The following is a 26483-nucleotide window of genomic DNA, read 5'->3' on the forward strand; positions in this document are numbered from 1 at the left end:
AACCCACCCCGTAATCGGTGACAGGGAGGGCCGGTGGTGTTGGGCCACACGACCACTGGTGCTCTCCCATATGATCGGTGGTACTGAACCGCACGATGGGGTGGTGCTCAAAGCCTCAAATACTCAGACAGGAACGCCGCCCCGGAGATCGGCGAAGTCTCCATGGACGGGTGGGACGGCTACGCCTCCTCCGCCGCCGCATCACCCAGGGCTGGGTGGACGCAAACATCCGCAACGCCGTGGTCCTCACCGGCGACGTCCACCGCAACTGAGCCAACGACCTCAAGGTGGACTACAAGGACCCCGCCTCCCCCGTGGTCGGCTCCGAACTGGTCTGCACCTCCATCACCTCCACCGGCAACGGCACAGGCTCCACCGTGGACCCTGTGATGCCCTGGAACCCGCACCTGAAGTTCTACAACGACAACCGCGGCTACGTGAACACCACCATCACAAAGGACGCACTCACCGCCGACGGTCCGCGTCCCGGACTACGTCACGACGCCGGGATCAACCGTCAGCACAAAGGCCTCCTACGCGATCCAGGACGCGTGCCGGGGCTGCAGTAGTGGTTTGAGCAGCAAGCGCACCACGACAACGGCGACGCAGTTCGTTGCCCGCGCGGTCGCCGAAGGACTGCTTGGGGACGTCGAGCAGGGCTGGGCGAAAGGGACTCGGTGCAGCCTATCAACGGCGTGTTGAGACGAGTGTCGCCAGTGCAGTCGGCCAGTCAATGCGCTCCTGTTCCAGTCGCACGTTGCCGTGTGCTGCCAGATATTCCACCACGGCCAGCTCCCCGGGCAGAAGGTGCTGCATCGTCCCGACGGCCGGCTTGGGCTCATGCACCCACAGGTCCATGAATGCCTCTAGTGTGGCCACGTCCATCAACACCGTGCCGACAGGAATGTGTTGGGCCCGCAAACGGTTCAGAATGCCGAAACCGTGGCTGTCTAGATCGCCCCAGTAGACCACGCCAAGGTTGCGAATCCACGGGATCCTGGCCAATCGGTCCACAGCGTAGCCGGAGCCATGGACAACTACTGCACCCGGCAGCAGTGGCATGGCCAACACGGACTCAAGATTTTCAAACACATAGACAACCTCAGGGCTTAGGTCCATGGCGGCCAACTCCGTGACCGGCGCAGCCAGATCCGCCAATCCACCCGGAGCAAGACCGGGATCAAGGAAACGCACACGGACGAGGTCCGGTTTGTCCGCTAACCCCAGCCCACTTCTACAGGTGGCTGCTTCATGCAGCCTCGTGACGAGAGGCCTGAATTTTTGGACCCACTTAGTGTCGACTCCGCGGATGGGCAGTTGGCGGATGTAGAGCCCGGACGCCGGATTTTCCCTGACCCATTCCAGCACTCCGGTGAGTCGGGTGAAGTCCTCGGGCGCCAAGGCGGCAAGTTCCACGGCGCTGCGGCCCACTGCGGTCGCAAACCCGTCCGTATGAGGCAGCGGCACGGAGTCGAGCAGTACCTTGGCCCTGGAAGATGCCCGTTGCCAGTGGGTGGTTTTGCCGGCAAATGCCGCGACAGCCCTGGGGGTGTCCAGTTGCACACGGTCGGGAATCCTCTGCTGGCCCAGGCTGGCCCAGTGCCGTTCCGTCCACAACACGTCGGCGGCCCCTTCCCATGACTTGGCCCAGTCGACGGCGGCGGACACGGAGGCCAATGCTTGTACTTCGGTGGGCGGATGCAAGGGGATGCCAAAGGGAAGCGACGCGTGGTCGCCTATGGACCACGCGCCAACATGGCGGTTGTATTTCTTGAGCGCCTGCGCGGCCGCCCCGGCAGGTGTAACAGGCGTGGGGCTCAAAACAGCGCGCCCGTCTCCGCAGGATCTTCAGCATCCCGGGTTTCCAGCAGCCCTCTGCCGGCTGGCTGCTCCCGGCCCGGCACCTCGGCGGGCGGTGGCGCAGCGTCCGGACCCTCGCCGTCGTCCATGGACAGGGAGCCGATGCGGGAGTCCTGGAACTCCCGGCAGGTGACCACGGCCATGCCCCCGATGTAGTCCTCCAGTGTTTGCAGGAGTTTCAGCGGGGTGGCGAGCACCATGTGGAAACCGAATTCGGTGAAGACGTCCATGGCGATGCGGGTGAAGTTACTGTCCGCCTTATCGAACGCCTCGTCCATGATGACGGTTCCGTAGCGCGGCACGTCCTCGCCATCTCCGGCCAGCTGGTAGCGCAGGGCCGCGGCCAGGCAAAACGTGACAAGCTTTTGTCGCTGACCGCCGGAGAGACCCGCGCTGGAATCGTACACATTGAGCTGCCTGCCGGCGGCGTCCACCTCCGTGGCGGTGAAGCGCACGTGCAGCCGGGTGTCCAGGCATTGGTTCCGCCAGGAGGTGTCGCCGGGTTCGCTGGAGGCGAGTTTCTCCATGATGCGCCGCATGACCTCGAACTTGGCTTCGGCATCGTCGCGGCGCTGGGCCACCCAGGAGCCCGTGCTGATGTCCTGCAGGTCGCTGAGGAACTTCCTGCCCAGCTCGCCCCGGTTCTCCTTGACGACGATCTTCAGGAACCGCCCGGCGTCGAAGGCAGACTTTTTGAGGGAGCCGTTGATGGGAGCCACCCTGTCGCGCACTTCCAACGGCGCGCGGCGGATCTCATTCGCCAATGTGGCCACATTTTGCTGCGACTGGCGTTCCATGAGTTCGAAGAACCGGGTCTCAAAGTCCGGCAGACGGTCTGCGACAAGCTGCTCCAGCAGTGCAAGGTATCCGCCACCATCCTCCACCTGGTCGGTCAAGTCCCCGGCTTTGGCGGACCAACGACGCCGGAACTCTCCCGCCAGCGAGGCGAAGGCTGTCCGTGCGGCTGCGGCCTGGGACGTGGCTTGCTTTTCCTCCGCGCTCAACCCAGTGGCCACCGTCAGTGCGACGTCGCCGATCACCTCGTGGACAATGCTGCGGCGCTGCTTCAGGAAGCGTTCCCGCAGACTGGCAGCAAGCTCCTCAGGCACGCCGGCCGACGCGGCAACACGCGGTCCAAGCTCTAGCACGATGCGGTCCAATCCCGCCAGTTGGGTTTTGACTTCAGCCAGCGCCTCCATGGCGGCCTGCTGGGCCTTCTGCGCAGCCGCCCAGCGCGCCCTGGCCTCCTTCGCGACAGCTTCGGCTGCTCGAAGGTTTCCGCTCGCCTCTAGGATCTCCGCCAGCCGTTCTTTATGGTTCTCCACCCGGGTGCGGGCCCGGCCAGCATCCAGTTGGTCCCAGCTTTGGGTGTCAGTCAGTGCCAGTGCCTCGGCGCGCAGGCGTTCGGCCTCGCGCCGGTTCTCAGCGGCGTCGACCTTGTCGGCGAGCTGGTCGGCCGTGGCTCGGGCGGCCTGGACGAGTGAACTCAGTAGCTCCAGTTTGTCGGCATTGTCGAATCCGAGCACCCACGTTGAGCGGTCGTCCACCCGTGACCGATCGTCTTTTTCGTGTCTGGTGCGTGAGCGTTTGACCTGCCCGGCACGGGTGACAGCTTTCTCCGAACCGCCGAGTTCCGCGGGCGAATAGACGCATTCATAGTCATAGTTGCCTGAGAGGACCGCGTGCAGCCACCCGGCCATAGGACCGTCGGCAACCTGGACCCGCGAGACCAAGGACCGCTCGGTCCGTGCGGGCCGCGGCGGTTCTGAACGGCTAGGGACGGACTCGAAGATCAGCCGCGCGCCCAGAAATAGCCCGTCGACGGCCTCGCGCACTCGGTCAATGTGCTTCTCGGGGACGAGCATGACGGTGGCCAGCGGACGCAGCACCCGCTCGATGGCTCCGGTCCAGTCCGCGAATTCCTTCCGGACCTCTAACAGTTCACCGGCGAACGGAAACGCCGACGCCGGTAGGCCCGCCGCTTCGGCTACAACGGACCTCGCTGTGACCAGCCTGTCGCCGAGATTGGACCGTCGGCCGCGCAGGGATTTGAGCTCCGTTTCGAGGTCGCGGACTTTCGTTTTTGCGGCACCGCGGGCCTCATGGAGCTCATTAATGGCCTGTCTGCTGGCCGCCCGGGCGGCCTCCAGGCCGCTGCGTTCGGTGCGGGCCGCGGCCCGAAGTTCCTCGTACTCTTCGAAGCTGGCGGGGAAGCTAATGCCTACCGCCTCCAACTTTGAGGCCAGCTCCGCGCGCCGGCCCAGGACATCGCGTTCGCGTTCCTGGGCCATGTCCACCTGCGTCTGTTGGTCACGCAGGGCCTGCCCGCCATGGCCGTCCACTTGCCGGCGGGCGGCCGAATGAGCCTCTTCCAGTTCCTCCGTGGTGGCGGTGGCTAAATCGACGTCATGCTGGGCGGTCAGCGCGGCAGACCCGGCGGCCGCTTTGGCGTCCTTGGCCAGTGTGAGCTTCCATTCATCCTTAAAGCTGGGCAACGCCGCGGAAAGTGCGGCGGCCTCGGTGGCGCGGGCGCTGTTCAGCCCGAACGCGCGGGCCGGTTCCTCCATGCCCCGCAGATGTTCCACCTGCTCGCGCGCCTCCACCACCAGCCGGTGGGCCTCGGACAGTTCGCCAAACTGCGCCACTGCGGTAGCGGCGATGTCGAACGTCTTAGGCCTGTCCAGCATGAATTGGCGGAATAGGTCATCGAGGCTGCCCAGCGACTTGGCCGATTGCGTCTTGTGCAGCAGAAGCACGGCATTTTCGCCGGAGATGCCCATCAGGCGGCAGAAGCGACTGGCAAAAGCCGAATGCTTGTCGGTGGCGAACGCGGCCGGCCAGTTGCTCTTGATGCGCCGGGTCTCAATGCCATTGCGCAGGTAGTCGACAAAATCGGTGAGCTTTGCATCCTCCTGCAGGATGATGCTCAACTCGCTGACGTCGGCGGGCGTGTTGGAGCCCCGGCGAAGGTGGTACAGCTTGAGCAGGAGCACCGGCTTGGCGCCCGTGCCGTCGCTGTACCGCAGCAGGATGCCGCTAAAGGTAGCGCCGGTGCGCAGATATTCCGCACGTACTTCGCCCGTCTCGTCATCGGCGCTGCGCCGCCACGCGCCGCGGATGTAGCTCACAATCGTGCGGTCTTCTCCCCGGGCGGAGGTGTCTTGGGCGGCCGCGTTGAAATGCAGCTTCCCTCGTGGCGTCAGCACTGCAGAGACGGCGTCCACCAGCGATGACTTGCCCGAGCCGGAGTGGCCGGTCAGCAAGAAGCCTTTTCGTGAGATATCCAGGCCGTGGTGGCCCTGGAACGTCCCCCAGTTGATCAGCTCCACCCGTTCCAGCCGCCACTGACCCGTCCTGATGCCTGGCGCGGCGGCCGCCGTCGTGATGCTCACTCTGTCTCCTCCCCGGTGTCGGGCAGCTCCGCGGAGCCGGGCTCCGCCTCGGCAGCCAGCCGCTGGTACTCCGCCTGCACTGCAGCAATTTCCTCCGTGCCGAAAACCAGCCTCAAGACGGGCGAGACCTCGAAACGGCCCTCCGTGCTTGTAGCGGCCAGCAGCCCGTATTTGACCATTTTTTGCCAGGACGAGTTGATGCGCTTGGAGAATCCCGTGATGTCGGCATTGTCCTTGCCTCTGTAGACCTGCAGCTGATCGGCCGCCTCGTCCGCACCGATAATGGTCTTGCGGCCGCCGCTTTCCTGAAGAAGCGCCTGCCGCAGGTGGAGCAACAGCGCCGTGTCCAGGAACGTCAGTGTGGCGGTTCGCATGACCGTTGGCGCGTCAACATCCGCGGAAGTGTTACGGACGAAGGCAACCTGTGCGGCGTGGTCGGTGACAAGGTCCAGGAAAAGGTCCGCCAAACGGGACCGGACCGCGTCCTCGTCGGACAAGAGCGCCGTCCAGAGGTTCCCGTGCCGGGAAGCGGAAAGATAGGGGCCACGCAGAAGCTGCACGAGGACGCGGCGGGAGGGCTCGCGCAGGGTCCCCTCGCCGCCCCACAGCGCGACGTCGGATTCCGGTCCCTCGCCCCCAGCTGGCCCGGGCACACCTGATTCGCTCACGGGAGAATCCTTTCGGTGAAGAGGTAGCGGCCCACGGTGCCGCGGCGCATGATGCCAGGGCCATCCGTGGTGTCCGCGGGGTACTGCCAGTTGATATTCTCGCGGCCGGCAAGCGCGGTGGCGTGTTCCTCCGCTAGCACCAGCAGTCCGACGACACTTGCCACACCTTGCGTGGCCGGGTACTCCGCCAAAACGTCGGCGATGGTCGCCGAGCTTTGGCGAACCAGCACCGCATTGAGATTGCCAGTCAATTCGACCATGTCGATCTCGGAGGCGCGGGCCAATGCCCGGAGTTCCTCAATGTCCACAGTGTCGGTATCATGTTGAGCGATCTCGCCGGCCGCTTCGAAGTCCGCCGGATTGTGCAGATTCAGAGCCGCCACCGAATTGAGCGGCACGCTGGTCAGATCCAGCGACAATTCCGTCTTGACAAACGGCTTTACCGATTGCGAGGTCTCCATGGCTTGCCGCAATGCAAAGCGCAGCCGCTGGTTGATCAATCGGTCCTGTTCAAATTCCTGGGACTGGACAAAACGTCGCAGGCTGCGGCTGAACGCAGTCATGACGGCATGGATTTCCGAGCTTCGGTCCTGAAGCGTGGGCAGAATCCGGCGCAGAGTCCTCACTTGCGTCGGGGAAAGCCGGGAGGTGAACGGCCTGTCCATGATGGTGTCGATGCTGTCCTCGAAATCACGTCCCTGTTCCGGGTCGAGCAATAGGGCATAGAATCCGGAAAAGCTCCGTCCGGCCTCGGACTCCGCCAAGAGATCAACTCCCCGGAAGATGTCGTCAAGGACGCTGCCGCGCGGGCCGTCCTGTTCGATCAGCCGTTCCCGCAGCCCGCGGTTGAGTTGCTCAAGTTCGGACCGAACCCTAGCGAAATCACTGGGTATTTCTTCGATGAGGGACAGAACGTCGCGCAGCCGTTCAGCGGCTTGATCGGCAGACAACACGTCAACGTCCCCGGCAGCCGCACGCTCGATTTCGGCATCTACGCGGGCACGTTCCTCATGCAGTGCCCGCAACCGCGAGGTGCTGTCCGGATCCGTTTCGCGGGCCAGCAGGCGCACCCTATCCAGGATGGTGGCCAGCCGCGATTCGGTCACGGCTTGTCGTGGCTCGGACAGCTCTGTGACAAAGCGGATGGCCTGCAGGGAGCCCAGCGACAATTCAAAGGTCTCTTCGCGGGAGCCCTCTGCCGTGCGACGGATCAGGATGCCGTCATTACGCCACGCTGTGCAATATGCCTGGGCCGTCTGCGGCAAGTCGAATCCATTGCCGCGCAGCTCCTCCAGATCCTCCTCAACGTGCTCAAAGAGCTCCGGCGCCGCCAGCCTGCGTTGCTCGCCGCCCAGATGTTTGCTCAGTACAGCCACAGCGACGGCGGCGTTGTTTGCCCGAAGCAGGCGCCATCCTGGGTCCTCGCTCAATAAGCGAGAAGCCGTGAGGGCGGCGCGCAGAACAGTCATGCGTTTACCCTAACCAAGGCCGCAGACAACAACTCGCTCCAGGGGCTATCCGGTGAGCCGTGCGGGCTATCAGGTCGCTTAGAAGCTTTCGCATACTCGGCCCCTATCCCGCAACGTGCACAAGCTCCCCGCGCAGTTCCAGACGTCCTGTGTCCACCCCGTAATGCAGGCCTTCGTTCAACCGGGCAGTGATGCCGGCCGTCAGCCGTTTGCCTCCGAACACGCGGATGGTGTCCCGGTGAAGTTCGTCCACCGAGATGCCGCCAGAGAGCCGGACGATTTCCATCATGGCGTTGCGGAGCTCAACGACGCTGATGTGCTCAGGCTTGCGGACCGTTTCGGGTCCGTTGGGACGGAATTCTTCCCATGACTCCTGGTCCATTGTTGCGTCCCATACAAACCCGTCGGCATCCCGTTGATGCGCACTGCGGTCAAGTAGCTGCAGTACCGAGTTCATCCGTTGTGGATTTACCTTGTTGAGATTGAACGCGGCGCAGGTGAGCTTAGCCAAGCGCTCAACATGGATCGGCCCCTCTGCCTCCACCACGGACTGCATGGCCTCCCGGACGGCAGCGACGGACCGTCGAGACTGCAGGCTGTCCAAGACGTCTACATTTCCGAAGTGACTGACAACCCACGGCTTGTAGCCCGCACGGGCAACGTGCACGACGGCGTCCACCGGCCCCTGGAGACTCTCGGACGCCTTCAGGAACAATCCCCCGCCGATACCCACAGAGTCCGCGCCAAGCTCAGAATCGAACCCGGAGGAAGGCTTCTGGGTCGCCCCTGTGAATGCAGTCTCCAGTTTGTCCAGCACCGCGTCGCGGTCGGCCAGCCACGCCGGCAGCCACACCCGCTCAACAGCAGGCCAGCGCATCATCCGTGTCAGTACATCGCCGGGAAGCCCATCCCGGTCACCGGCTGTTCGTCTGGCCGCCCAGGCAGGACTGTCCAGCAAAACCGCCATCAGGGGTCGGTCAGGCCTGTCCGGAGTCGCAACGCTGATATCCACTTTGAAATCCGACAATCCAACGTCGGTGGCCACCACCAAGCCGCGGTCCCTCAGTGCGTCTGCGATCTCTTCCCGGTGCAGGTCCACCGCAGCGCTACGACGTCCGTCTCAGGGCAAGACGCCCGTCCCCTGCTCGGCCAGATCAAGATAGGAACGCAGATGCTTGATACCGACGAACTCGTCTCCTCGGCCCGCAGTTCGGAAGGGCTGAAGCTGGAGAACACAATGACCTGCCGACGCGCGCGTGTCACGGCCACGTTGAGCCGCCGCTCTCCCCCGGCACGGTTCAGCGGTCCAAAGTTCAGCGGCAAGTAGCCCTTGTCGTTCTTACTGAAGCCCGTTGAGAAGAGGATGACGTCGCGCTCGTCACCCTGGACGTTCTCCAGGTTCTTGACGAACAGTCCCTCGGGGTCGTCGTCGAGCGCTTTGATAATCCGTACATCGTCCGTATCACGGAGCAGACTTTCAATAAGTGCCCGCTGCTGCAGATTGAAGGTGACAACGCCAACAGACGGCGAGTCACTGGCACCGTTGAAGTGCCTCCGCACTTCCGCCCCCACCGGGTTCGTGCGCAGCACTTTGGAGGACCCGGAGCGATGGAACTGGCCATCCACCCGTACGAAGTTCACGCCGTGCCCGGTGAGTCCCGGATCCGGCGCCCCGTGCGAAGGCCCGGGGAATGAGGAGAGCTTGCTTTCGTAGTACTGCTTGTTGCTGAAGGCAATCAGCGATTCATCCTGGCTCCGGTAGTGCCACGAAAGCCACTGCCGCGGCACCCTGGCCTCGACGCACTCGGAGAGGATTGATTCCATGTCCTCGACGGCGGTGATTTCGCTCTCCACGTCGTCCGCGGAATCACTCGACGATTCAGCAAACGACGTCGGCGGCATTTATTTGCCCGGTCCAGTATTTGGAAGCCAAATGGTGGCCGCACCAAGGACAATAGATCTCGCGAATTATGTTCGGCATGATCATCTGCTCCAAAGGCCGGAATTAGTGAACCTTCATTGAAGTTCTTCCTATAGCTCCCGACGAAGGCCCAGCGACAAATCGGTTTCATACTGTCACGGGTGTCGCCCTCCGACATCCTGGAAGTCTGGCCGGTCACTCGGGCCGATAGGTTCAACCAAAGATTGGGCGTTTGATTTCAGAGCCCCAAGCATTTAGGACGAACTTTTTTTGTTGGCTTTTTTGAGGACTTGAAGGGCGGGCCCTTGATGCACCCCGCGGTCCGGAATTTGCCGCTTCGCCTCCTATCCGGCTTCGTCGGCAAGCGTCCAAATCTGTTTCAACGGCAGATCCTGTCTCAGCCGAGCCGGGAAGCCTGGATAGTGTGTCTGCACTTGGCTGACCAGGTCATCGGCATCCCACACGCGAATGGCAAATCTCTGGGAATCGACAAGTTTTCGGGCGGCTCTTGTCAATCCACCCCACGCAACGAGAAGCCCTTGATCCGCTTTGTGAATGGACAATGATCCATGTAGTTGCGATATGGTCGGAGCGTCCACAGGGGATGCCTGGCTTTTCACCTGCACGATCAGTCGCGGGCTATCCAGCCCCAGCAAACCTTTGCCGGCGACAATATCTATGCCGTCATCGGTGCCCTGCCCGTGCTCGGTGCAGACAAAGCCATCGGCCTTGAGGATCTCAGAAACCAACGACTCCATCTTGTGCCCTGAGTACACCTCTGTAATGCGACTTGCTATTGTGTCTGCGGCGTACCGCGAGATGTCGACGGGAACATCCTCTTGATCCAAGTCGTCCGCAGCTTCAGGGACAGAAGATCGAACGGGAGTAAGCAACCGCTCAGATCGCGCTCCCGGATCTCCGCCGGTACTCATGGCCGCACGCAGTCGATACTCGGCGTCGTTCCGCTGAATCCGGCATATGGTCGAAAAAGCCCCTAGTGAATACAGGAGGTCTTGATTGATTCGAGAGCGAGCAACGTCGGTTGCATCCCATCGCACACGGCGGACGTGGCGCCGTTCAGGATCCTCCTCACTTGCGTCGTACTCATAAGGGCCCGTAATTACACCTATGGCGATGGCCGCGGAGCGCTTTAGCGGCATGACAACCAGGTCTCCGACCTCCATGCGTCCGCAAAGCGCCCAGAGCTGGGCCGCAAAATTGCGAAGAGCCCCCAACTTCTGGCCAGGGATGCCCGCTTCAACCCTTTCGAAGACCTTTTCTCGGGTATCCGACTCTTCGAGGGAGCCGACTTCACCGTACCCGGCACCGGTAACGGACTTAGCCAACGCCCACTGTTCCCGTTCTCCCGTACTGCCCGCACGAACCAGCCATGCCGTCATCTTCCGCTCCCTTTACTGCCCATCGAGGGCCTTGATAAGCGCGTCTTGCCCGTCGGTGTAGAACACGAATGCAACTCTTGCAGCGACTTCGTCAGAAACGTCAATCAGTTGCCGCCGAGCCGAAACAGGCAGCAAGAGGGCTGTGGCCCCCTTCTCCATAGCCAATTCCGCGAGCTGGCGAGCATTCAGGACCGTCTCAATCCCTCCACCCAGTGTCAGACTACCTGCAGCTATCAAGCCTCCGCGAACGCTTCGTTGAAGAAGGCTGCTTGCGAGCGCCAGCAAGATGGGTAGACCAAGGCCTTGACCGCTCTTCGCTGCATCCATGGCGCGGGCTTGGACAGTGAATTCATGCCCACGGGGTTCACGGTCCCCCACCAGTGCCCGTGCATGGGAGATGAGGTTCTGCTCAGCAACCTTGACGCTCTCTCGAAGCGGTGCGGGAGCACCTTGGTTTAGCAGTCGAACTCCACTGCCAGGCGAGTCGGTCACGTCTATCCGGTAGAGCCCTGGCCCGCTATCCGGGCCGCCCTCCGCTACGCCCCAAACTTGCCCTGGTGGCAGTGGGTCCAGACCAATGGTGTCAGGACTTTGCAGCTCGGGGGTAGAGACAAACTGCTCAACGCCCTCACCCATCCGGTATCCGAAATGAGTGTTTCGGAACTCGGCGGCGCCGATGCGGCGCTGTTGCTCTTTGACGCGGCGCCTGCACTCAAGGGCCAGCCGGACTGCCCATTCAAGGTCCTCGTCGGGTACCTCCGTTGCGGCGTCAGGATACAGAAGTTTGAGAAGTCCGTCGATTGTCTTGTTGACTGCAGTCAGATCCCTTCCGGAGAGCGCATCGCCAAAGTGTACACGACCTTGGACGGCGGGAAGCCTGGACTGATCGCGTAGCCGCGCCCAGCATTCCGACAGGAAATCGCTGACTAAGCCGAAGTGTCCTGTGAAGTACGACGGGTCCAGTTTCGGGACATCCCACCCTGGTAGGTATGCATGGATGCGGTCCATGAATGCAGTATCGTCGCGCATTTCCTTGGGCAGCGGCGACAGAAGATGGCCGATCCGCTGTTGATGAGCAACATCGACGTCGAAGTTACCCACAAGGGCTATTGAACCGTCGGCACGAATAGACTCTCGGCCACGGGAAAACTCCCCTGACTCCATGTAGCCCTTCATGATGTTCACGCCGTCCTTCTGGTCGAAAGACACTCCTGAAACCTCGTCAAAGCACACGACGTCGTATTGGGCCACCAGACCGCGTTGTCCCGTGGCGTTGTTGACGAACATCCTGGCCACGGTTGCCTTGCCGCCTGAGATCAAGTGTGAGTAGGGCGACACCTGCTGGTACAGGTGGGACTTGCCGGTGCCGCGGGGGCCAAGTTCAACGACGTTGTAGTTGCGGACTACGAACGGAACCATACGCAGCAGAAGTACGTCCTGTGCGCGTGGATCGAGTCGGTCCGCTTCAAAACCTACGGATCGCAGCAGCAGCTGTTTCCACTGCTCAGTTGTGAACTGACCACGCCCGCGCGACAGATGCTGCAGTGAATCCCGCGTGGAGAGCTGAATCGGGCGCAGACTCGTGACTCCGAAGGGCCGCCCGCCCTTCTCCTCGGCAATGGTTGGGTCGTATTCCAGATCAACTTCGGCATAGAAGCCGCCAGTGAGCATCCGTTCATTGGCCGACACCAGAGAATCGGATATTCGCGCGTCACTAATTTGAAGGCTCGGCAGCTCGGCGAAGTACGAATTCGACTTGGCGTCGAGCCGCGCCTTCATCAGCTCGATGACCTTCACCCTGCCGCGCTCACGGGCCCGTGATTTGAAGAGTTCCTCCTCACCAGCCCGCACTGTTCGGTCACTCAGGAGCTCGCGAACGACGTCGAGCCCTTCTGTGATCTCTTCATCATCGGTAGTTGCGCAGTATCGCCCAAGTAGGAATTCTCCGACGTATGTCGGCACAGGATACGCACCTTTGAACTTCTGGGCCAGGTCTTTCCGGACAACGTACCCTTCGAAAGCCTCGGCCGCGATTTCATCTATCGAATCCAGCACGCTCATTCAGTGCCTCCAACGGCGGTCTTGAGTTGGCTCACGATGTTTCCGGATGCGTCGAGAAGTACGACGTAGGCGGGCCGGTGTAGCAAACTGTCATCGGTGACAAGGACCTTGGCCTCGCCTTCCTTCACTGGTTTGGGACCTGCGATACAGCTTCTTGCGTCGCCGGAAGACACTCTGATTTCCACCGTCAACCCGTCCGCGGGGTGGAGGATATCAACCCGGCACCGCATGCCGGTCCACTTCAGCTCTTCGATCTTGGCCTCGAAAGGGCTCGGAGCGCTCGACTGGACTGAGATTACCGGGATCACACATTCCTGGAGGCTCAGTCCCCCATGCGTATATGCCACACCAGCTTCGAAGGAAGAAGCGCCAGGCGCGGACGTCATGGAAACCGATGGGTCCCATGTCCAAGGCACGGTGGGGTAGCCGATGGCTGTAGCGGAGTCGGAAAGGCGCGCGACTCGCTCCTTACGGCATTTCTCGCCCTCGGTCACATGCATGGGGATGGGAGTCGCTTTCCTTAGGGTCCGCGGAGCCAACAGCCAGCCATGATCGGTCACCACCACCACACGCTGCCAACCGGTCTCGAGTAGGGCCGCAACGCGGTCTGCAACGAGCCTCACTTCGCCGTCGATCCTGTCAACGAGCTTGTGCCCGTGCGCATGCCCGCTCGAATCCAAGTCCCCGATCTCGGTCCACCCCCTGCCTTCCGGATTGCCGAGTGCTTCATTCGATAGCTTCTGGATGCCCGAAGAAACAAGTGCCTTTTGGAATGTCACGCCTTCGAGCCCTGCACCCTGTTCGTTTCCGGCAGCGAATCCCGGTCCTGATCCAAGGGCGACCGTAAAGGGTGCAACCGCAGGTTTCCCCGTTGGGGTGACGGTGGGGAAACCCGCCAGCCGGTAATCGATAGTGGCGGTGTTCTTGTCTGCGAGTACGGCATGTAGTCGCTGCCCGACGTCCATTCGAAGTCCATCAACGAAAAGAACGCAGGTTCCATCTTCGACGTCCAAGCCTGTTTGTCCTTTGTAACCACTGGTAGTGGCCGCGCTTTGAAACGCAGTGGCCGTTTCATCCAACCACGGCTCGTAAATCGTGCCGAGCGCAGCTGCTACCGCGTCGCGGTCTGCCGCCTTAGAGGTTGCCGCAAGTGAGCGCACCGCTGAGTCATCAATGCCCCACCCGGACTTGAAGTACCAGTTGGCCTGGTCCCCGACCGTTCCACTGGCCGACGGTTCGGCAAGATGCTGAACGATGTTGGCCAAATACTCCAGCGCCTCTACAATGGGGCTCATCTTCAGGGCGGCCCATACCCATGCACGGCGCGGACCATGCTCCGCCTCGAGGGTCATGATCTGCGCGGCACATTCCTTCGCCGTCCTGGAGCTCAGGTCCGTGAGCGACTTGCGCAGGCTGTTTTCGGCCTCGGTATTGTTCGACGGCCACGAATCAGAGTGACCGCCAATTTCGAACAGTGCATCCGTTTCAGGCTTCGCCTGATTGAGGAGATCGGGGATGCCTTTGTACTTTCCGGGATTATCTACGAAACGCGCCCATACATTTCCCCAGTTACCTCCTCTGGCCCCGAAGAGAGCCGCGGCGTTGAGCACGGAGTCCTTGCGGGGGTCCACCGAATACTGCGACGAAGCCAGTCCGCAGAAGGCCTTCCAACGTGCCGGTGTCATTGACTCCTTGGCCAATTCAGGGTTGTCCATCCACTGGAGGATTCCGGACACATCGTCCGGCATTATCAGCTGCTGGATTCTTCCGGCGTCGAGCCGCCCGAGCGCCATAAGGTCTTCGGTGTTCTGGTTCAACATCTCGCCGAGGCCGTCGTTCAGTGCCGTAGTCGTTGCTGCATCCTTAGCCATAGAGAGGCCTGCGCCGGAGGGGCTTCCTAGGAACGACAACGGTGTCCAGGGTTGTCCATTCTGCTGCTGCCACCACTGAGCACGATGCTGCAGCTCAGCCAATGGCTGAAGCTCCACCGGCGCTGATTCCACACCTCGAACGTCGTTCCGGGACCATCCCGGCAGGTAAACGATCCAGGGCGTCTTGCCGTCCGGACTCGCAAATTGCTCCGGAACATCTACAGACCCGGCGAGCAGCGATCGGATCCAGATGCCCGGCCCCTGCAACATCGCGGGTTGCCAGCTTCCGAGGCGACAAATGGGTGCGGCTTCCTGGAGCTGAGGCACCACGTGCTCCCACAATCGGTCTGGATCTGCCCACAGAACCGCGGCAGGTGCGACCTGACCGGCGCTGTCATGGCGCGCGGAAGCCCGGAGTGACGCGGCAATGGTTGCCCTGAGCTTGGTCATTTCTCGTCCCCAGCTGCGAAGTTAACCACGTGAACTGTGCTTTTCCTGCAGCGTGAGGTGAAGGTCATTAATCCGGTCTGTTCCATCAGAGTTCTTGCCCCGGTCCATTTCCCATTTGACGTTGATTCTTGACCGCAAGACGCCAGCGGTCACGAACGGTCTCAGGTTCAGCCTGACGCCGTCGTCGAGATCTGGGTCCCACCCGATAGGCTGGTCGGCCAGATCCTTCCAACGGACGTAGATGTCGTGTGGCGCCTCACCCTGCAGAATGAGTCCAAGCTTTTGCTGGAGAGTCTCGGCAGCGCGGAGTCTCTCGTCGGCACCAACCTGGCCCCCTGACGCATCTTCCCGTTGCCGAGATATCCAAGTACCCAGCACCGTGTAGGTGAGCTTCTCCAAGGTTGACTTGGTCAGGGTGTGGTAGTTGAGCAACGCAGAGAAACCGTCTTTTCGACCATCCCATACTTGCCAGACAAAGGGCTTGTTCTGGAAGGTCGTGAGGTGGTGTGCAAAGAACTTGTCGCGGAGCCACCCTTCAATGTCACCAGGTTTGCCACCAGCCAACGCCAGCAACTCGTCACGTTTGGCCGACGACCACTCCTCGCCGTAGGCCCGGGCAAGAAGTTCGAGCAGCCGATCGGATGCACTCCGTTCACCGGCGACTGCGGGGATGCAGACGATGCCATCGCTATCGACCAAATCTGACAGTCCGTCGTCGACTTGTTCGGGCCATGTGTATCCGAGGAGCCGCGCTACGGCGACTTGCAGTGGCTCCGTCGAACCCTCCAGCACTCCGGGGAACAACCACTGGGTGACATCATTCGACTCAGGCTCCGGCAATGGGCCGGCTGTCGAGGCCACTGACCGCCAGCGTTCGACGTCGAAAGGCACCTTCACCAGCGTTGCGTTGGTCACTTTCATGACGTCATCAATTTCGCGGACGGATTCGTTGAATTCAGGGCTGGAGCAGAACGCCCAAATGGCGGGCAGATCTTTCTCATCCTTGGGCAGGATGACCGCGGTGTTGTTATCGAACAGCTCACCGGTGTAGAGCGAGACAGGCAGCTTGCCCATCTGAGAGACCGCCACGCCACACTTTCCCCAGGCAGCCCTTCCGCGAATGTATGCTCCCTTTTCTCGACTTAGAGCACCCTGCTCTGCCTCCCACCAAACGATGTGCTCGCGACCGCCATATGCGCCAATAGAGCTGACGGTGCTTTGCTGGAAGTTCCAGTCGGGATGAGGCAGCGGACGCTCCCAGAAGAAGCGCCCGAAGCGGGGATAGTCCGCCGTCGCTATGCCCTGCAGGCCATCGGCATGCGACGCCAGCAGCGATGACTTTTCCACGATGGAGGCTGTGATGCGGTGATCCGGGTTTTGCAGCTGACTTCTCTGAGTCAACATTGCGACGGGGTCAGAGATGAGCGCCTGAGCTTTCGCATCGGGGCCGTCGAAGGATTGGGCTCTGACGCCCATCAGCAGGTGGGATTCTGCAGCTCGACTGGGTTGGATGATCGTGAGTACCACTTTGACGACGTGCCCTGTAATCTGCCGGAAGGCGCCGTGGCCCAAGCGTGCAATGGCCTCGAGAGTTCGCGATCCCAGCAGGTCCCTTCGAAACTGCGTGTAGCTGGTCAGAAGCGTCCAGTTTTGCGGTGACACCGTCACCACCAGACCGTCATTTCCTGCAAACGCGAAGCATCGTTCAAGAAAGGCCGTGGCCAAGTCGCCCTTCGCCACAGGATGATGCGCGTCTATATAGCTCTGCAAATCGGGCGACATGGATGCCCGCATCAGGTATGGCGGGTTGGTGACGACTAGCGAGTATTGGCGGCTGAGCAATTGCGCAGCTCTGGCGATGTCGTTCACAGTATCGCCCAATACCGTTCCTGAAACCTGTTCGTCGGCCACCGCCGCCTCGAGTGCTAGGGCGACCTTGTCCCAATCCGTACTTTCCAATAGACCCGTGCGTCCAAGCAGCGCGGCAGATACCGCGTCCCCCACAGGGTTGATCAGCGAACCTAGAGTGTCCGCATTCCGGAACTGCGAATGTAGGCGGCTCAGGGAACCCCGCAGAGCTTCATCGGCGCCCGCCAGATCTTCCCATTCTGAGCCGCTGGCCCGGATGGGGACGCCCGAGCACGCCAGGTTGGGAGCGGGCAAGGTGCGGTAGCCACCCTGTTTCCATGCTTCGAGCACCAGGTTGAATGTCGCCAGTTGGGTGCAACGCGGATCGAGTTCGAGCCCAAACAGGTTGTCCTTAAGCACAGCGTCCTGGGCTTGCGCCGGGGTGAGGCCCTCTTCTTCTGCCCGCATTCGCCACAGCATCCCGAAGGTGGCGACGAGAAAATGACCAGACCCACAGCATGGGTCCATGACTGTGACGTCCGCAGCGCGGGCCGGCCACTGCTCATGGCCTCCTACTTCAGGAGTCCCATCGTCGGACGCTCGTAAGTAGTCCCACTCTCCAATGAGTGGCGACTCTGGATGGCGGGCAGCCCACCATGCTCCCAAGGAATTTTCCAGCAGGAAGCGAACCATGTAATTCTCGGTGAAGAGCTGCGTCACTGGTGACAGATCGGCCCCGCCGACCTTATTTCCGGCGTCGTTGATCTGCTTTTTTCTCTTGGTCTGCCAGAACTGGTAGACCCAACCCAGCGCGTCTTCGCACCGGTATATCTGCGAGTTCAGCCCAACGATGACTCGCTCAAGTTTCTGAAGGTCTTCAGGGGCCAATCGGATTCGGAAACAGGGGTCCGTCTGGCGGAACACACCCGGCAAGGTCTCACTTGCGTATCCGACAGCTACGGACCACCCATCCGCGTCTTCCACGTCGGCAGCCAGTTCCGCGCATTCCTCGAGCGTGACGGACATACCCATCCCAGGGTGGATCAGAAGCCCGTTCATTTCCAAGAACTTTGCAAACAGCAACCTATGCCATTGCTCGTAAGCAATGTCGGCTACGAGCAACGGAAGGACGTTTCCCCCAACAACGGAGTCACCCAGTTGGCGCGCTTTCTCCCGCAGCTCGCGGCGAAGAATACGTTCGTCATCGTTCAAATATCCCGGCACTTTGTCTTGGGATACCCCGAGGCGAGACACCTCATGTTCGGCTGCGCGTTCTGCTGCGTCGCGTCCGGCCAGGACAGCAGCTTCCAGCACCGTTCGTTCCTTCGCCGACAAGACGAGGCCGGTAACTGTTCCCATATTCACGGAGTCCTCAAATCACAATCGAAGTATTGGAAGCCAGCTCTGATAGTAGATGCGCGCGGACCCGCTCGACGTAGGCGTCGACGTCGTCACTGTTTGAGAGAGTCGCCGCAGGAAGGGCTATCTTCTTCGCCTGCGGAATCGTCAACAGTATGGCCTCAGTTCTGGCTTTCTCGAACCTGCCGCCAAGTGCGGCCTTCCGATCTGCCCAGGTTTCCAGCGGCGCTATATCAAGCGCATCTGCGACATCCTTCGGCGTTGCCACTGACGGCTCGGAGGCTCTCAAAAGATGGTTCTGAGCAAGGATCTTCGCGGCAGCGGTACCGTCTATCGATTCCCAAACCGTGTCCGTGGTTAGTGCCGCCAGCCTCGCATTGAATTCGCTTTCGTACTCCGAATAGGCCAGTTTCAGCTCGCCCCGAAGGGCATCCGCCAGCTCGATAACCGTCGGACCCACCGGGTCCTGATCTTCAAGAAGGGACCGACTTGCGCGAATGGCCTCGAGATTCCCGACTACCGCCGGTGCCCCATGCAGTTGGACTTCGTGACGAGCAAGGCGCTCGGCAAGTTGCCACTTGCCCGTCCGGTCCTCCCGCCGCGCCTTGAGCGTGTCCAGAAGCGCGACGAAAGCGTCCACCGTCTCTGTTGATTTGGACAGTCCAAGCAGGAGCTCATTGCCGTGCAGCGCTCCCAACTGGACGATTTGGGATGGGATCGCGATCACCGGCAATGGGGCGTCGCCTGAAAGAGAGACAGCACGAGTGGAAAGTCGCTCGACCAAAAGTGTCGCGCTGGCTGCTTCCTCGCCAGGGGCGCACGTGATGCCAGCCAATGCAAGGGTCTTGCGAGCACCGATTCGCTCTTGCACGCCGATGGATATTGACTCGCGAATATAGCTGGCGGCGCCAACGCCGGTGGTGGGTATGGAGGGCGCAGCCGCATCCTTCCCGCTGACCTGTGCGCGAATGTCCCCTGAGACTAGCAGGGCGAAGATGGCTCCGTTTATCGCGTCCTTCGGCCATCCATAAGGGGCCCTGGAGAACTTCGAGAGGATGGCCGAGCCCACGGTCCATGTTGAATTCAGGGCTTCAAAGACCAACTTCGCAACAGGATGCTTGTTTGCATCCCCGGTGTACCCGACCGCTTCCAATGCTGCCGTGTTGCCGCCGCGTGCCCGATCAACAACCTTGGACCAGGCCGGATTGTCCGCCAGGGAGAACTGCGGGAACAAGCGATCCGCGGCGCGAAGGGCAGCCCATTCGACTTTGGCCTTCAACGTTGCGCCTTCGGCTCTTGACCCGCCTGCCTGAACGACGCTGGCACCGTCAAGGACTTCCGCGACAAGGGCATCCAGCCTTTCCTTGGCTGAGTCCCGCACAGACTCGACCGAACGCTTGGCGAGCCGGCCTTCGTCCGTGCTGGGCTGCGGTCTGACCTCTATGGCCTCTTTGGCGGCGTGGTAGGTGGCCAGCGCATCCCGGAAGTCGTCCGGGCTGATCTGAGGCAGGTAGGCTCCGACCAGCGACGATTCGGTACCCCACCCCTTCAGCTGGTCCATGAACTGTTTCTCAGTCACGGCCCAGCCGGTCACCGCTCCAACTGGTATGGAATCGTCGCCGGCATCGGGAAGTGTCCCATAAACGACGGCAAGCTGCCTCGGTGCCTTCGTCTGGCCGTGCAGCACACGAGCCGGAAGAAGAGCAGTCACGGCAGCGGCGAATGCATCGTCCCGAAGCATTGCAACCCTGCCGGCGTCTCCGATCAGCGCGGACTTCCTTGCACGATAGTCCTGATCCCAATCCTGGCCTTCTGGTGTCTGGATTCGGTACTCGCCGCTGATCTGTTGAAGTTTTCCTTCTTCAACCAGCGTCGCAAGGATTCTGGGGACGTCCTTCCGGAGCCAGCTCCCGGACTCGTTGAGGTCTTCAACCAACAAGTCGGCAATATGTTCGGCGCTGGGCCGGACCCCTGTGTCATGGAAGCCGCTAGTAGGCAGCAGTCCGATTAGGAAAACGGTAGCCAGCACCCGGGCCCGCAGCGGGCCATCATCAGATCCGAGTCGCTCGTCATCAATGAGCGATTGTGTGTCTCTGGGCAACTTGCCGCTGGAGCGCATCGAGCCCGCGATTGCTTCGTAGATGAAGTCCGCCCCGACGACGGTTCCAAGACGCTCTTCAGACACATGCTGATTGGCCTCGCTGATGACGCGAAGTTGCGAACGAAGCTGGCCGCCTTTTCCGGACATGTCCGCGTTACTAAGAACACCCGCCCAAAACTGACGACGCGAGGGCAGCAACGGGTAGTCCACAATTAACGACCGGTCATCCGATTCTCGGTGCTGAATCTTTGCCCCGGCGAGCTCCCGGCTTATTTCCCCACTCGCCGTGTCCAGCGCAATCTTGATCTCGTTCGTACGCGCCGGATCCTTTTTCAGGACAACCTGACGGACTACGGTGTCGACGTCCTGTGTCTTGAGCTCGACTTGAACGCCGAAGCGGTCGACAATCTTCTGAAGGATCTGGTTGCCGGTCATGGCAGATTGTCCTGTTGCGACGACCAGTACCTTGGAGTCGAAACGAGATGAGCATGCCTCAACTAAGTGCTGGACCTTGAGGGCCTTAGCTGCATCGTCGTTAATGTATTGCTGAAGTTCGTCAAGAACGATCAGAGTTAGAGGGGTGGTTCCATGTACCCCGGAAACCGTCTCCAAGACTTCGCGGACTTGCTCGACAAATTCATCGATAGTCAGGGCTGCCTTGTCCGGGAAGTTCATTCGGAGTTGCTTGAGGAGTTCTGTTGCGTCCGAGGCCTGGCCCGGGCTATGAACAAGTACGGCGTCTGCAAGCGCCCGGGAAACGTACAGGTTTCGTAGTTCGGCATCGACGTCACGGGATTGGTCCTTTAGCGTTTTCGCTACGGAGTCAAACAACCCCTCCGATTTCAGCCACAAGGCGCACCGCGCGGGGCCAATTTTCGTTGGCAAGCCCGCCGCCTGGTAAATGATGGACAGGAAGGCGAGCTCGATATCCTCCGCGCCACCGGTTCCAAGTGTCCCTGCGGCAGACCAAAGCGGGGTCCCGGCGCGTTTTGCTGCCGTGGTCAGCTCTGTGAAGTGATTGGTGATCTGCGACGATACGCGGGTCAAACCTCGGGGGCTGGCTCCATCCGGCATCACTGAATCAGTCCAGAGGTATTCGAGCACCCGAACCATGTGCGATTTCCCGCTTCCGAAAAACCCGCTGACCCATACGGCTGGCTGTTCCGGCCGGCTCAAATGCTCCAAATAGCTTCCCAGGATCCGGTCTAGGCCTCTTTCGTACTCGCCTTCACAGACAAAACTCGTGAGCTCGTACCGGAGAACGCTCCACTCCGCCTCTGATTGGGGTGGGAGCAACTTGGAGACGCCCGTATTTGGAATCTCGCTAGTCCTCGGATCCTTGGAAAATACTTCATAGTTGATGGTCACGAGGCGTCCTCTCCCTCAGTAATCGGAATTGCCCTATAGTTCCACCCGTCGCGAGCATCGAGCAGGCGGTAGTTTGATCCGGAGTGATGTCCGGGAAAGAAAACTGCAAGCCGGCCCCGAATATTTGATTCGGCTGACTCGATCACCCTGCTGGCACGAGTGAATGGAAACAGAGCTCCCGTTCCCAATACAGCAACGATGGTGTCCTCGTCGACATCATCGCTGTCTAGGGCGGCGGTTAGCTTTTCCACGACGAAACTGTCGAAATCTTCTAGCGTTGCTGTCGACAACAACTCAGGTTCTTCATAAAAAGATTCAGCGTATTCATGCTGGGCCAGCCACTCACCAAATGCGTTCGTGAGATCGACGTCCACCCAGGTGTGACCACTATTGGCCGCACGAAATTGAAACTCACCGATCTGCGCTCGTAGGCGGCGTTCAATACTTGGCTCGTAAACTACCAGCCATACCCGCTCGGCTGAGGAGATGTTCCGCTTCCAGGGGAGACGAGCCTGGCGCTCGAATGAATCAGCCAAACCATCTATGACACTCATTTGCCAAGCTCCGGTTCGTTCCTTGATAAGTGTGAGAAGCCAATGTCGTCCACACCGCCGGATGATCTGAATTCCAAATAACCGAGCGTCGACGCTTCGGCCGCGAGCAGTCGGACATGATCCGGGGTTGTATCCAGGAGTTCAGTCCAAGGGGAATCCATCAACAGCGAGCCCCGCAGCCCGGATAGGTGGCCGAGGTAAAGAGCATATGCAGCCGTCGACGGCCTGGCTTGAACGCGGGCTCGCACCTTCAATGCTCTGCCTGAGAGGTGCCCTATCTGCCGCCACGAAGACGCCGTATTTCGGCCGACCTTGCTAAGCGTACTGACGCTGAGTGTGTTGGGGTGGGCATCGCCGACGGCCCTAGCCAGATCCGTCGAGGAGACGGTTTCACCGATATGCCTCCCCCTAACCGCGCTGAAAGAGTCTCTGAGGAACTCGTCTCTGGTGAAGGCAAGCAACCCAGCCATCAGCGGCTGCCCTTGCTTGTCCTCTCCCCATAGGTCTCTCAACGCACGGAATGGAGGGTAATCGGGGTCAAGGGTAAAGACCTCACGAAGCTGCCTGAGTGTGCGCTGGCGGCCTGCACCCGTCTCACGACCAAGCAAGTTCTCGTCGACAACCAATTCCGTGTAGTCGCTTAGTGACGCATCCTTCGGTGCCGAATCAAGGAGCTCGACCAGATGTGCCAGACCAATGGTGTTACTGGCCGTTGTCCTCACGTGACTCCAAACCGCATTTCCGACCGCGTCACTAGCCATAGTGCCCACCTCTCGCAATGTCAGGATCCCAACGCGTTCGGTAAATCGAACACCCTTGCACAGAAGCAGCTCAGTCAGCCGCCACATACAGTTCATCTTAGGCTGAGCCACCGACACCTCAGGTATACGCCGCAGATGGGCGTGTACCTTTGTCGAGCCGACCGCTCGTCGCGTTGCATCGTCTAGCAGGAAACGGCGTTCACTGCGCCACAGCAGCAGCCGTCACGAACACATCCGCCGGCATCGGCCGCTGCAGCTTCCACGTGATCGCGATCGGTTTCTCGCCCGTGTGCTGCACGTAGTCCACCTGTCCCAGGCACGTGTACGGAACTGTCAGGCCGGTCTCGTCGTCCGCGGTATCCCTGGTGAAGATCAAGACCCTCGAGCCATGCGAAGCCCGATCCAGGTACCGCTTCCCCGTCGGACTACCGGGTGAGGTCGCGTTCTGCGACTCCCAATGAAACAACTCCGGGCTGATAGCGTAGTCCTTGTACATCGTCGTAGCCGAGTGCTTCTTGTCGTCCTTGTTGAGAGTGACAAAGAAGGCGTCCGTGGACGTCGCCGGGCACCACGCCACACCCTCGCGGTGCTGAACGTTTTTGCTCAACTCCAGCGATCCATACTGGAGCGCCGCAAGGATCTCCTCGCGCCGATAAGTCGCGTGCGACAGCAGCGGAACATGTTGCAGCCCAACACCCAGACCTTTGGCCGCGTGCTTGGAAGCGGCCACTCCCAACTGGACGATCTGGCGGATCTCGCTGCACACAAACTGGTAGCCGCGCAGATAGTTCAGGGCGGCGTCGTACGTCTGGAAACCGCCGCCGTCGTCCCACAGGGTATAAAACAGCATGCGGGCGAACGTCTGCTCCCTCATTCCAAGCTCCGAGTAGCGGAGCGCGTCGGGGCCGACCAGCATCGAGTACGCCTCGGCGCGTTCCGGATCGTCCACATGGATGAGCGCCGCCATGCGTCCAAGAAGCTTCTTCTCGTCGGCATCTGCATTAGCGACGAGTTGGCCTTTGATTATGTCTTGTGCCGGCGATTCCGACAGGCTTGATTTCGACAGGCTCAATCCCCGGTCCTCGATCAGCCCCGCTTGGCGGAGGTAGCCGGTCCACGAGTCCCTGGTCGAACGGTAGATCGACTTCACGTCGTTCCCTGACCGCTCCAAATAGCCCTCGAGCTCGGTCTCGGCGTAGGAAGCGATATCACGGACCAACTGTGCCCGGTTGAACCGGAGCTGTGCCTTGATGTTGTCCAGCACCACCTTCTGCGCCACCCGGTCCAGCATGATCTGGGAGCCCGACGGCAAATACGGGAACTCCTCCTCGACAGCCTTCTCCAGCTCCTTGCGCCCGTAGCCAGTGAGCGCCCGGTAGCGCAGATCGAAACGGAACTCACGGCGCTGCTGGCCGATAAAGTCCATGACCGTCAGAACGGCCTTTCCCTCGGCACGGCGCAGCCCCCGTCCCAGCTGCTGGAGGAAAATCGTGGCGCTCTGCGTGGGCCGAAGCAGCAGGATGGTGTCCACTTGCGGCAGGTCCAGGCCTTCGTTGAAGAGGTCAACGGCGAAGATGCAGTTGATTTCCCCTCGGCGGAGGCGCTCAAGCGCCGCTGCGCGGTCGGCGTCGTCAGTGCTGCCGTCGACAGCAACGGAGGCGATTCCGGCACGATTGAACACCTCGGCCATGTAGTGGGCGTGCTGGACCGAGACGCAGAAGCCGATGGCCCGCATCTGGTCGGTGCTAGTGACCTTGTCGCGGAGTTCGCGGATCACCTTGGCAGCGCGGGCGTCGTTGCCGGTGTAGAGGTTGCTGAGTTGCGTGGTGTCGTAGTTGCCGCGCTTCCAATCCAGCTGGCTCAGATCGACGTCGTCCGAGACGCCGAAGTAGTGGAACGGAACCAGCAGGTCAGCATCCAGGGCGTCCCAAAGCCTGAGCTCACTGGCCGTGCGCCCGTCGAAGAACTGCTTGGCGACGTCGACCCCGTCGCCGCGTTCCGGCGTAGCAGTGAGTCCCAGAAGTTGCTGCGGCTTCAGGTGATCCAGCAGGCGTCGGTAGGTGGGCGCCATGGCGTGGTGGAATTCATCTATGACGACGACGTCGAAGAAGCCCTGTTCCAGCTGCTCGATGCCTAGCGAGGACAGCGACTGGACTGAGGCGAAGACGTGCTTCCACTCTTTCGGGCTGTGGTCCCCCACGTAGAGTTCACCGAATGCGCCGTCCTGCATGACGTCCCGGTAGGTGCGCATCGCTTGCTTGAGGATTTCCTGTCGGTGGGCAACGAAAAGCATTTTCAGGTCGCGGCCAGCGGCTTCGCAGAGGCGCTTGTAGTCCAGGGCAGCAATAACTGTCTTCCCCGTGCCCGTGGCGGCGACCAGGAGGTTGTGGTTGAATCCTTTGAGCCGCTCGGCTTCCAGCTCTTCTAGCATCTCCTCCTGGTGGAGGTACGGCTGAACTTCGAGCCCGGTGGCTGCGCCCGGCGCTGCGGTGCGACGGCCGCCATTACGTTCGAGTGCTGCGTCCAGCTTTTCGCCGTCTCGTACCGGGTCGTAGCTTTGGAAGGCTCGCTGCTCCCAGTAGCTGTCGAAGGTGACCTCGAACTTCTGCAGGAGAGTGGGCGTGCCAACTGAGCTGAGCCTGACGTTCCATTCCAGGCCATCCAGCAGCGCAGCCTGGCTGAGGTTGGAGCTCCCGACGTACGCGGTGTCGAAGCCGGAGTTACGGCGGAACAGCCAGGCTTTGGCGTGAAGGCGCGTGGCTTGGGTTTCGTAATTGATCTTCACCTCAGCCCCGTAGCGGTTGACGAGTTCGTCGATGGCCCGGCGTTCCGTGGCGCCCATATAGGTAGTGGTGAGGACTCTCAGGCGGGCTCCCCGCTCCTTGAGCTCCTCGAGGGCCGGCTGCAGCAGGCGAAGGCCCGTCCAGCGGACGAAGGCGCAGAGCAGGTCAATCGTGTTGGCGGACTCGATCTCGGCCCGGAGCTCCGCGGCGAGGTTCGGCTCGTCTTTGCTGTTGGTCAGCAGTGCTGCGTCACTGAGCTTGGTGGTGGGACGGCGGAGTTGCCTGCGTTTGAGGGCGTCCGGGCGGTGCAGCGATTGAAGTTGGGCGGGACCATCGGCAATACGATCTGGGGTACTCAATTCCCGGAGGAGCCGGTTGGCCAACTCAACTCTGTCCGATGGCTTCTCTGCGCTGAGAGCTTGCCTGACGGCGTCAGCGACGTGGCGGGAAAGGACGTCTGCGGCGTCTTCGTCGTCAACAGACCCGAAACGGGCCTCCAGCTGAGGAATCTTTGTGAGGCATGTCATCAGCCCATCGGTTTTGAGTAGTTCATATAGACCTTCGGGCAATTGCTCAATTGCCGATCCCCCATCGGATGTGTTCACTGCGCCAGGCTA

At 61.0% G+C, this 26483-nt stretch carries 14 protein-coding genes and 1 pseudogene; 1 reads left to right on the plus strand and 14 read right to left on the minus strand.

Features of this window, described 5'->3' with window-relative positions; all coding sequences use genetic code 11:
• Positions 1 to 123: 123 nt before the first annotated feature.
• Positions 124 to 561 (plus strand): annotated as a pseudogene (locus tag NG697_RS00690) (alkaline phosphatase D family protein); the annotation flags it as partial.
• A gap of 126 nt (positions 562 to 687) precedes the next feature.
• On the opposite strand, the gene NG697_RS00695 reads toward NG697_RS00690, so the two are convergent.
• The 14 genes from NG697_RS00695 to NG697_RS00760 form a co-directional block, all read right to left on the minus strand.
• Positions 688 to 1821, minus strand: coding sequence for a Wadjet anti-phage system protein JetD domain-containing protein (locus NG697_RS00695; RefSeq protein ID WP_252613201.1), 1134 nt, complete (start codon positions 1819 to 1821; stop codon positions 688 to 690).
• Positions 1818 to 5252, minus strand: a complete 3435-nt coding sequence (locus NG697_RS00700) for an ATP-binding protein (RefSeq protein WP_252613211.1) — start codon at positions 5250 to 5252, stop codon at positions 1818 to 1820. The genes NG697_RS00695 and NG697_RS00700 overlap by 4 nt, the downstream gene beginning before the upstream one ends.
• Complete coding sequence (locus NG697_RS00705; protein WP_252613213.1) at positions 5249 to 5920, minus strand: DUF4194 domain-containing protein; 672 nt, start codon at positions 5918 to 5920, stop codon at positions 5249 to 5251. The genes NG697_RS00700 and NG697_RS00705 overlap by 4 nt, the downstream gene beginning before the upstream one ends.
• On the minus strand, positions 5917 to 7389 hold the full coding sequence (locus tag NG697_RS00710; protein WP_252613216.1) for a DUF3375 domain-containing protein: 1473 nt from the start codon (positions 7387 to 7389) through the stop codon (positions 5917 to 5919). The genes NG697_RS00705 and NG697_RS00710 overlap by 4 nt, the downstream gene beginning before the upstream one ends.
• A gap of 103 nt (positions 7390 to 7492) precedes the next feature.
• On the minus strand, positions 7493 to 8488 hold the full coding sequence (locus NG697_RS00715) for a DUF3320 domain-containing protein (RefSeq protein WP_308293066.1): 996 nt from the start codon (positions 8486 to 8488) through the stop codon (positions 7493 to 7495).
• Complete coding sequence (locus NG697_RS00720; protein WP_252613219.1) at positions 8452 to 9291, minus strand: DEAD/DEAH box helicase; 840 nt, start codon at positions 9289 to 9291, stop codon at positions 8452 to 8454. Before NG697_RS00720 ends, NG697_RS00715 begins: the two co-directional genes overlap by 37 nt.
• A 363-nt stretch (positions 9292 to 9654) precedes the next feature.
• Positions 9655 to 10710, minus strand: a complete 1056-nt coding sequence (locus NG697_RS00725; RefSeq protein WP_252613222.1) for a restriction endonuclease — start codon at positions 10708 to 10710, stop codon at positions 9655 to 9657.
• 12 nt (positions 10711 to 10722) lie between these two features.
• Complete coding sequence (brxL, locus tag NG697_RS00730; RefSeq protein ID WP_252613225.1) at positions 10723 to 12771, minus strand: BREX system Lon protease-like protein BrxL; 2049 nt, start codon at positions 12769 to 12771, stop codon at positions 10723 to 10725.
• Positions 12768 to 15092, minus strand: a complete 2325-nt coding sequence (pglZ, locus tag NG697_RS00735; protein WP_252613227.1) for a BREX-1 system phosphatase PglZ type B — start codon at positions 15090 to 15092, stop codon at positions 12768 to 12770. Before pglZ ends, brxL begins: the two co-directional genes overlap by 4 nt.
• 21 nt (positions 15093 to 15113) lie before the next feature.
• A complete protein-coding gene (locus NG697_RS00740) occupies positions 15114 to 18299 on the minus strand; it encodes an Eco57I restriction-modification methylase domain-containing protein (RefSeq protein WP_252613229.1) in 3186 nt (1061 codons plus the stop codon).
• A 13-nt stretch (positions 18300 to 18312) separates the two neighbouring features.
• A complete protein-coding gene (brxC, locus tag NG697_RS00745) occupies positions 18313 to 21768 on the minus strand; it encodes a BREX system P-loop protein BrxC (RefSeq protein ID WP_252613231.1) in 3456 nt (1151 codons plus the stop codon).
• Positions 21765 to 22322 carry a BREX protein BrxB domain-containing protein gene (locus NG697_RS00750; protein WP_252613233.1) on the minus strand — a complete coding sequence of 186 codons (558 nt, stop codon included), beginning with the start codon at positions 22320 to 22322 and terminating at the stop codon, positions 21765 to 21767. The genes brxC and NG697_RS00750 overlap by 4 nt, the downstream gene beginning before the upstream one ends.
• The gene (locus NG697_RS00755) at positions 22319 to 23083 is read right to left on the minus strand and encodes a hypothetical protein (RefSeq protein WP_252613236.1); all 765 of its coding nucleotides are present in this window, start codon (positions 23081 to 23083) and stop codon (positions 22319 to 22321) included. Before NG697_RS00755 ends, NG697_RS00750 begins: the two co-directional genes overlap by 4 nt.
• 199 nt (positions 23084 to 23282) lie before the next feature.
• A complete protein-coding gene (locus NG697_RS00760; RefSeq protein ID WP_252613238.1) occupies positions 23283 to 26393 on the minus strand; it encodes a DEAD/DEAH box helicase in 3111 nt (1036 codons plus the stop codon).
• Positions 26394 to 26483 lie beyond the last annotated feature (90 nt).

It is taken from the genome of Pseudarthrobacter raffinosi (genome assembly GCF_023913835.1).
In the GTDB taxonomy this organism is placed as follows: Bacteria; Actinomycetota; Actinomycetes; order Actinomycetales; family Micrococcaceae; genus Arthrobacter; species Arthrobacter raffinosi.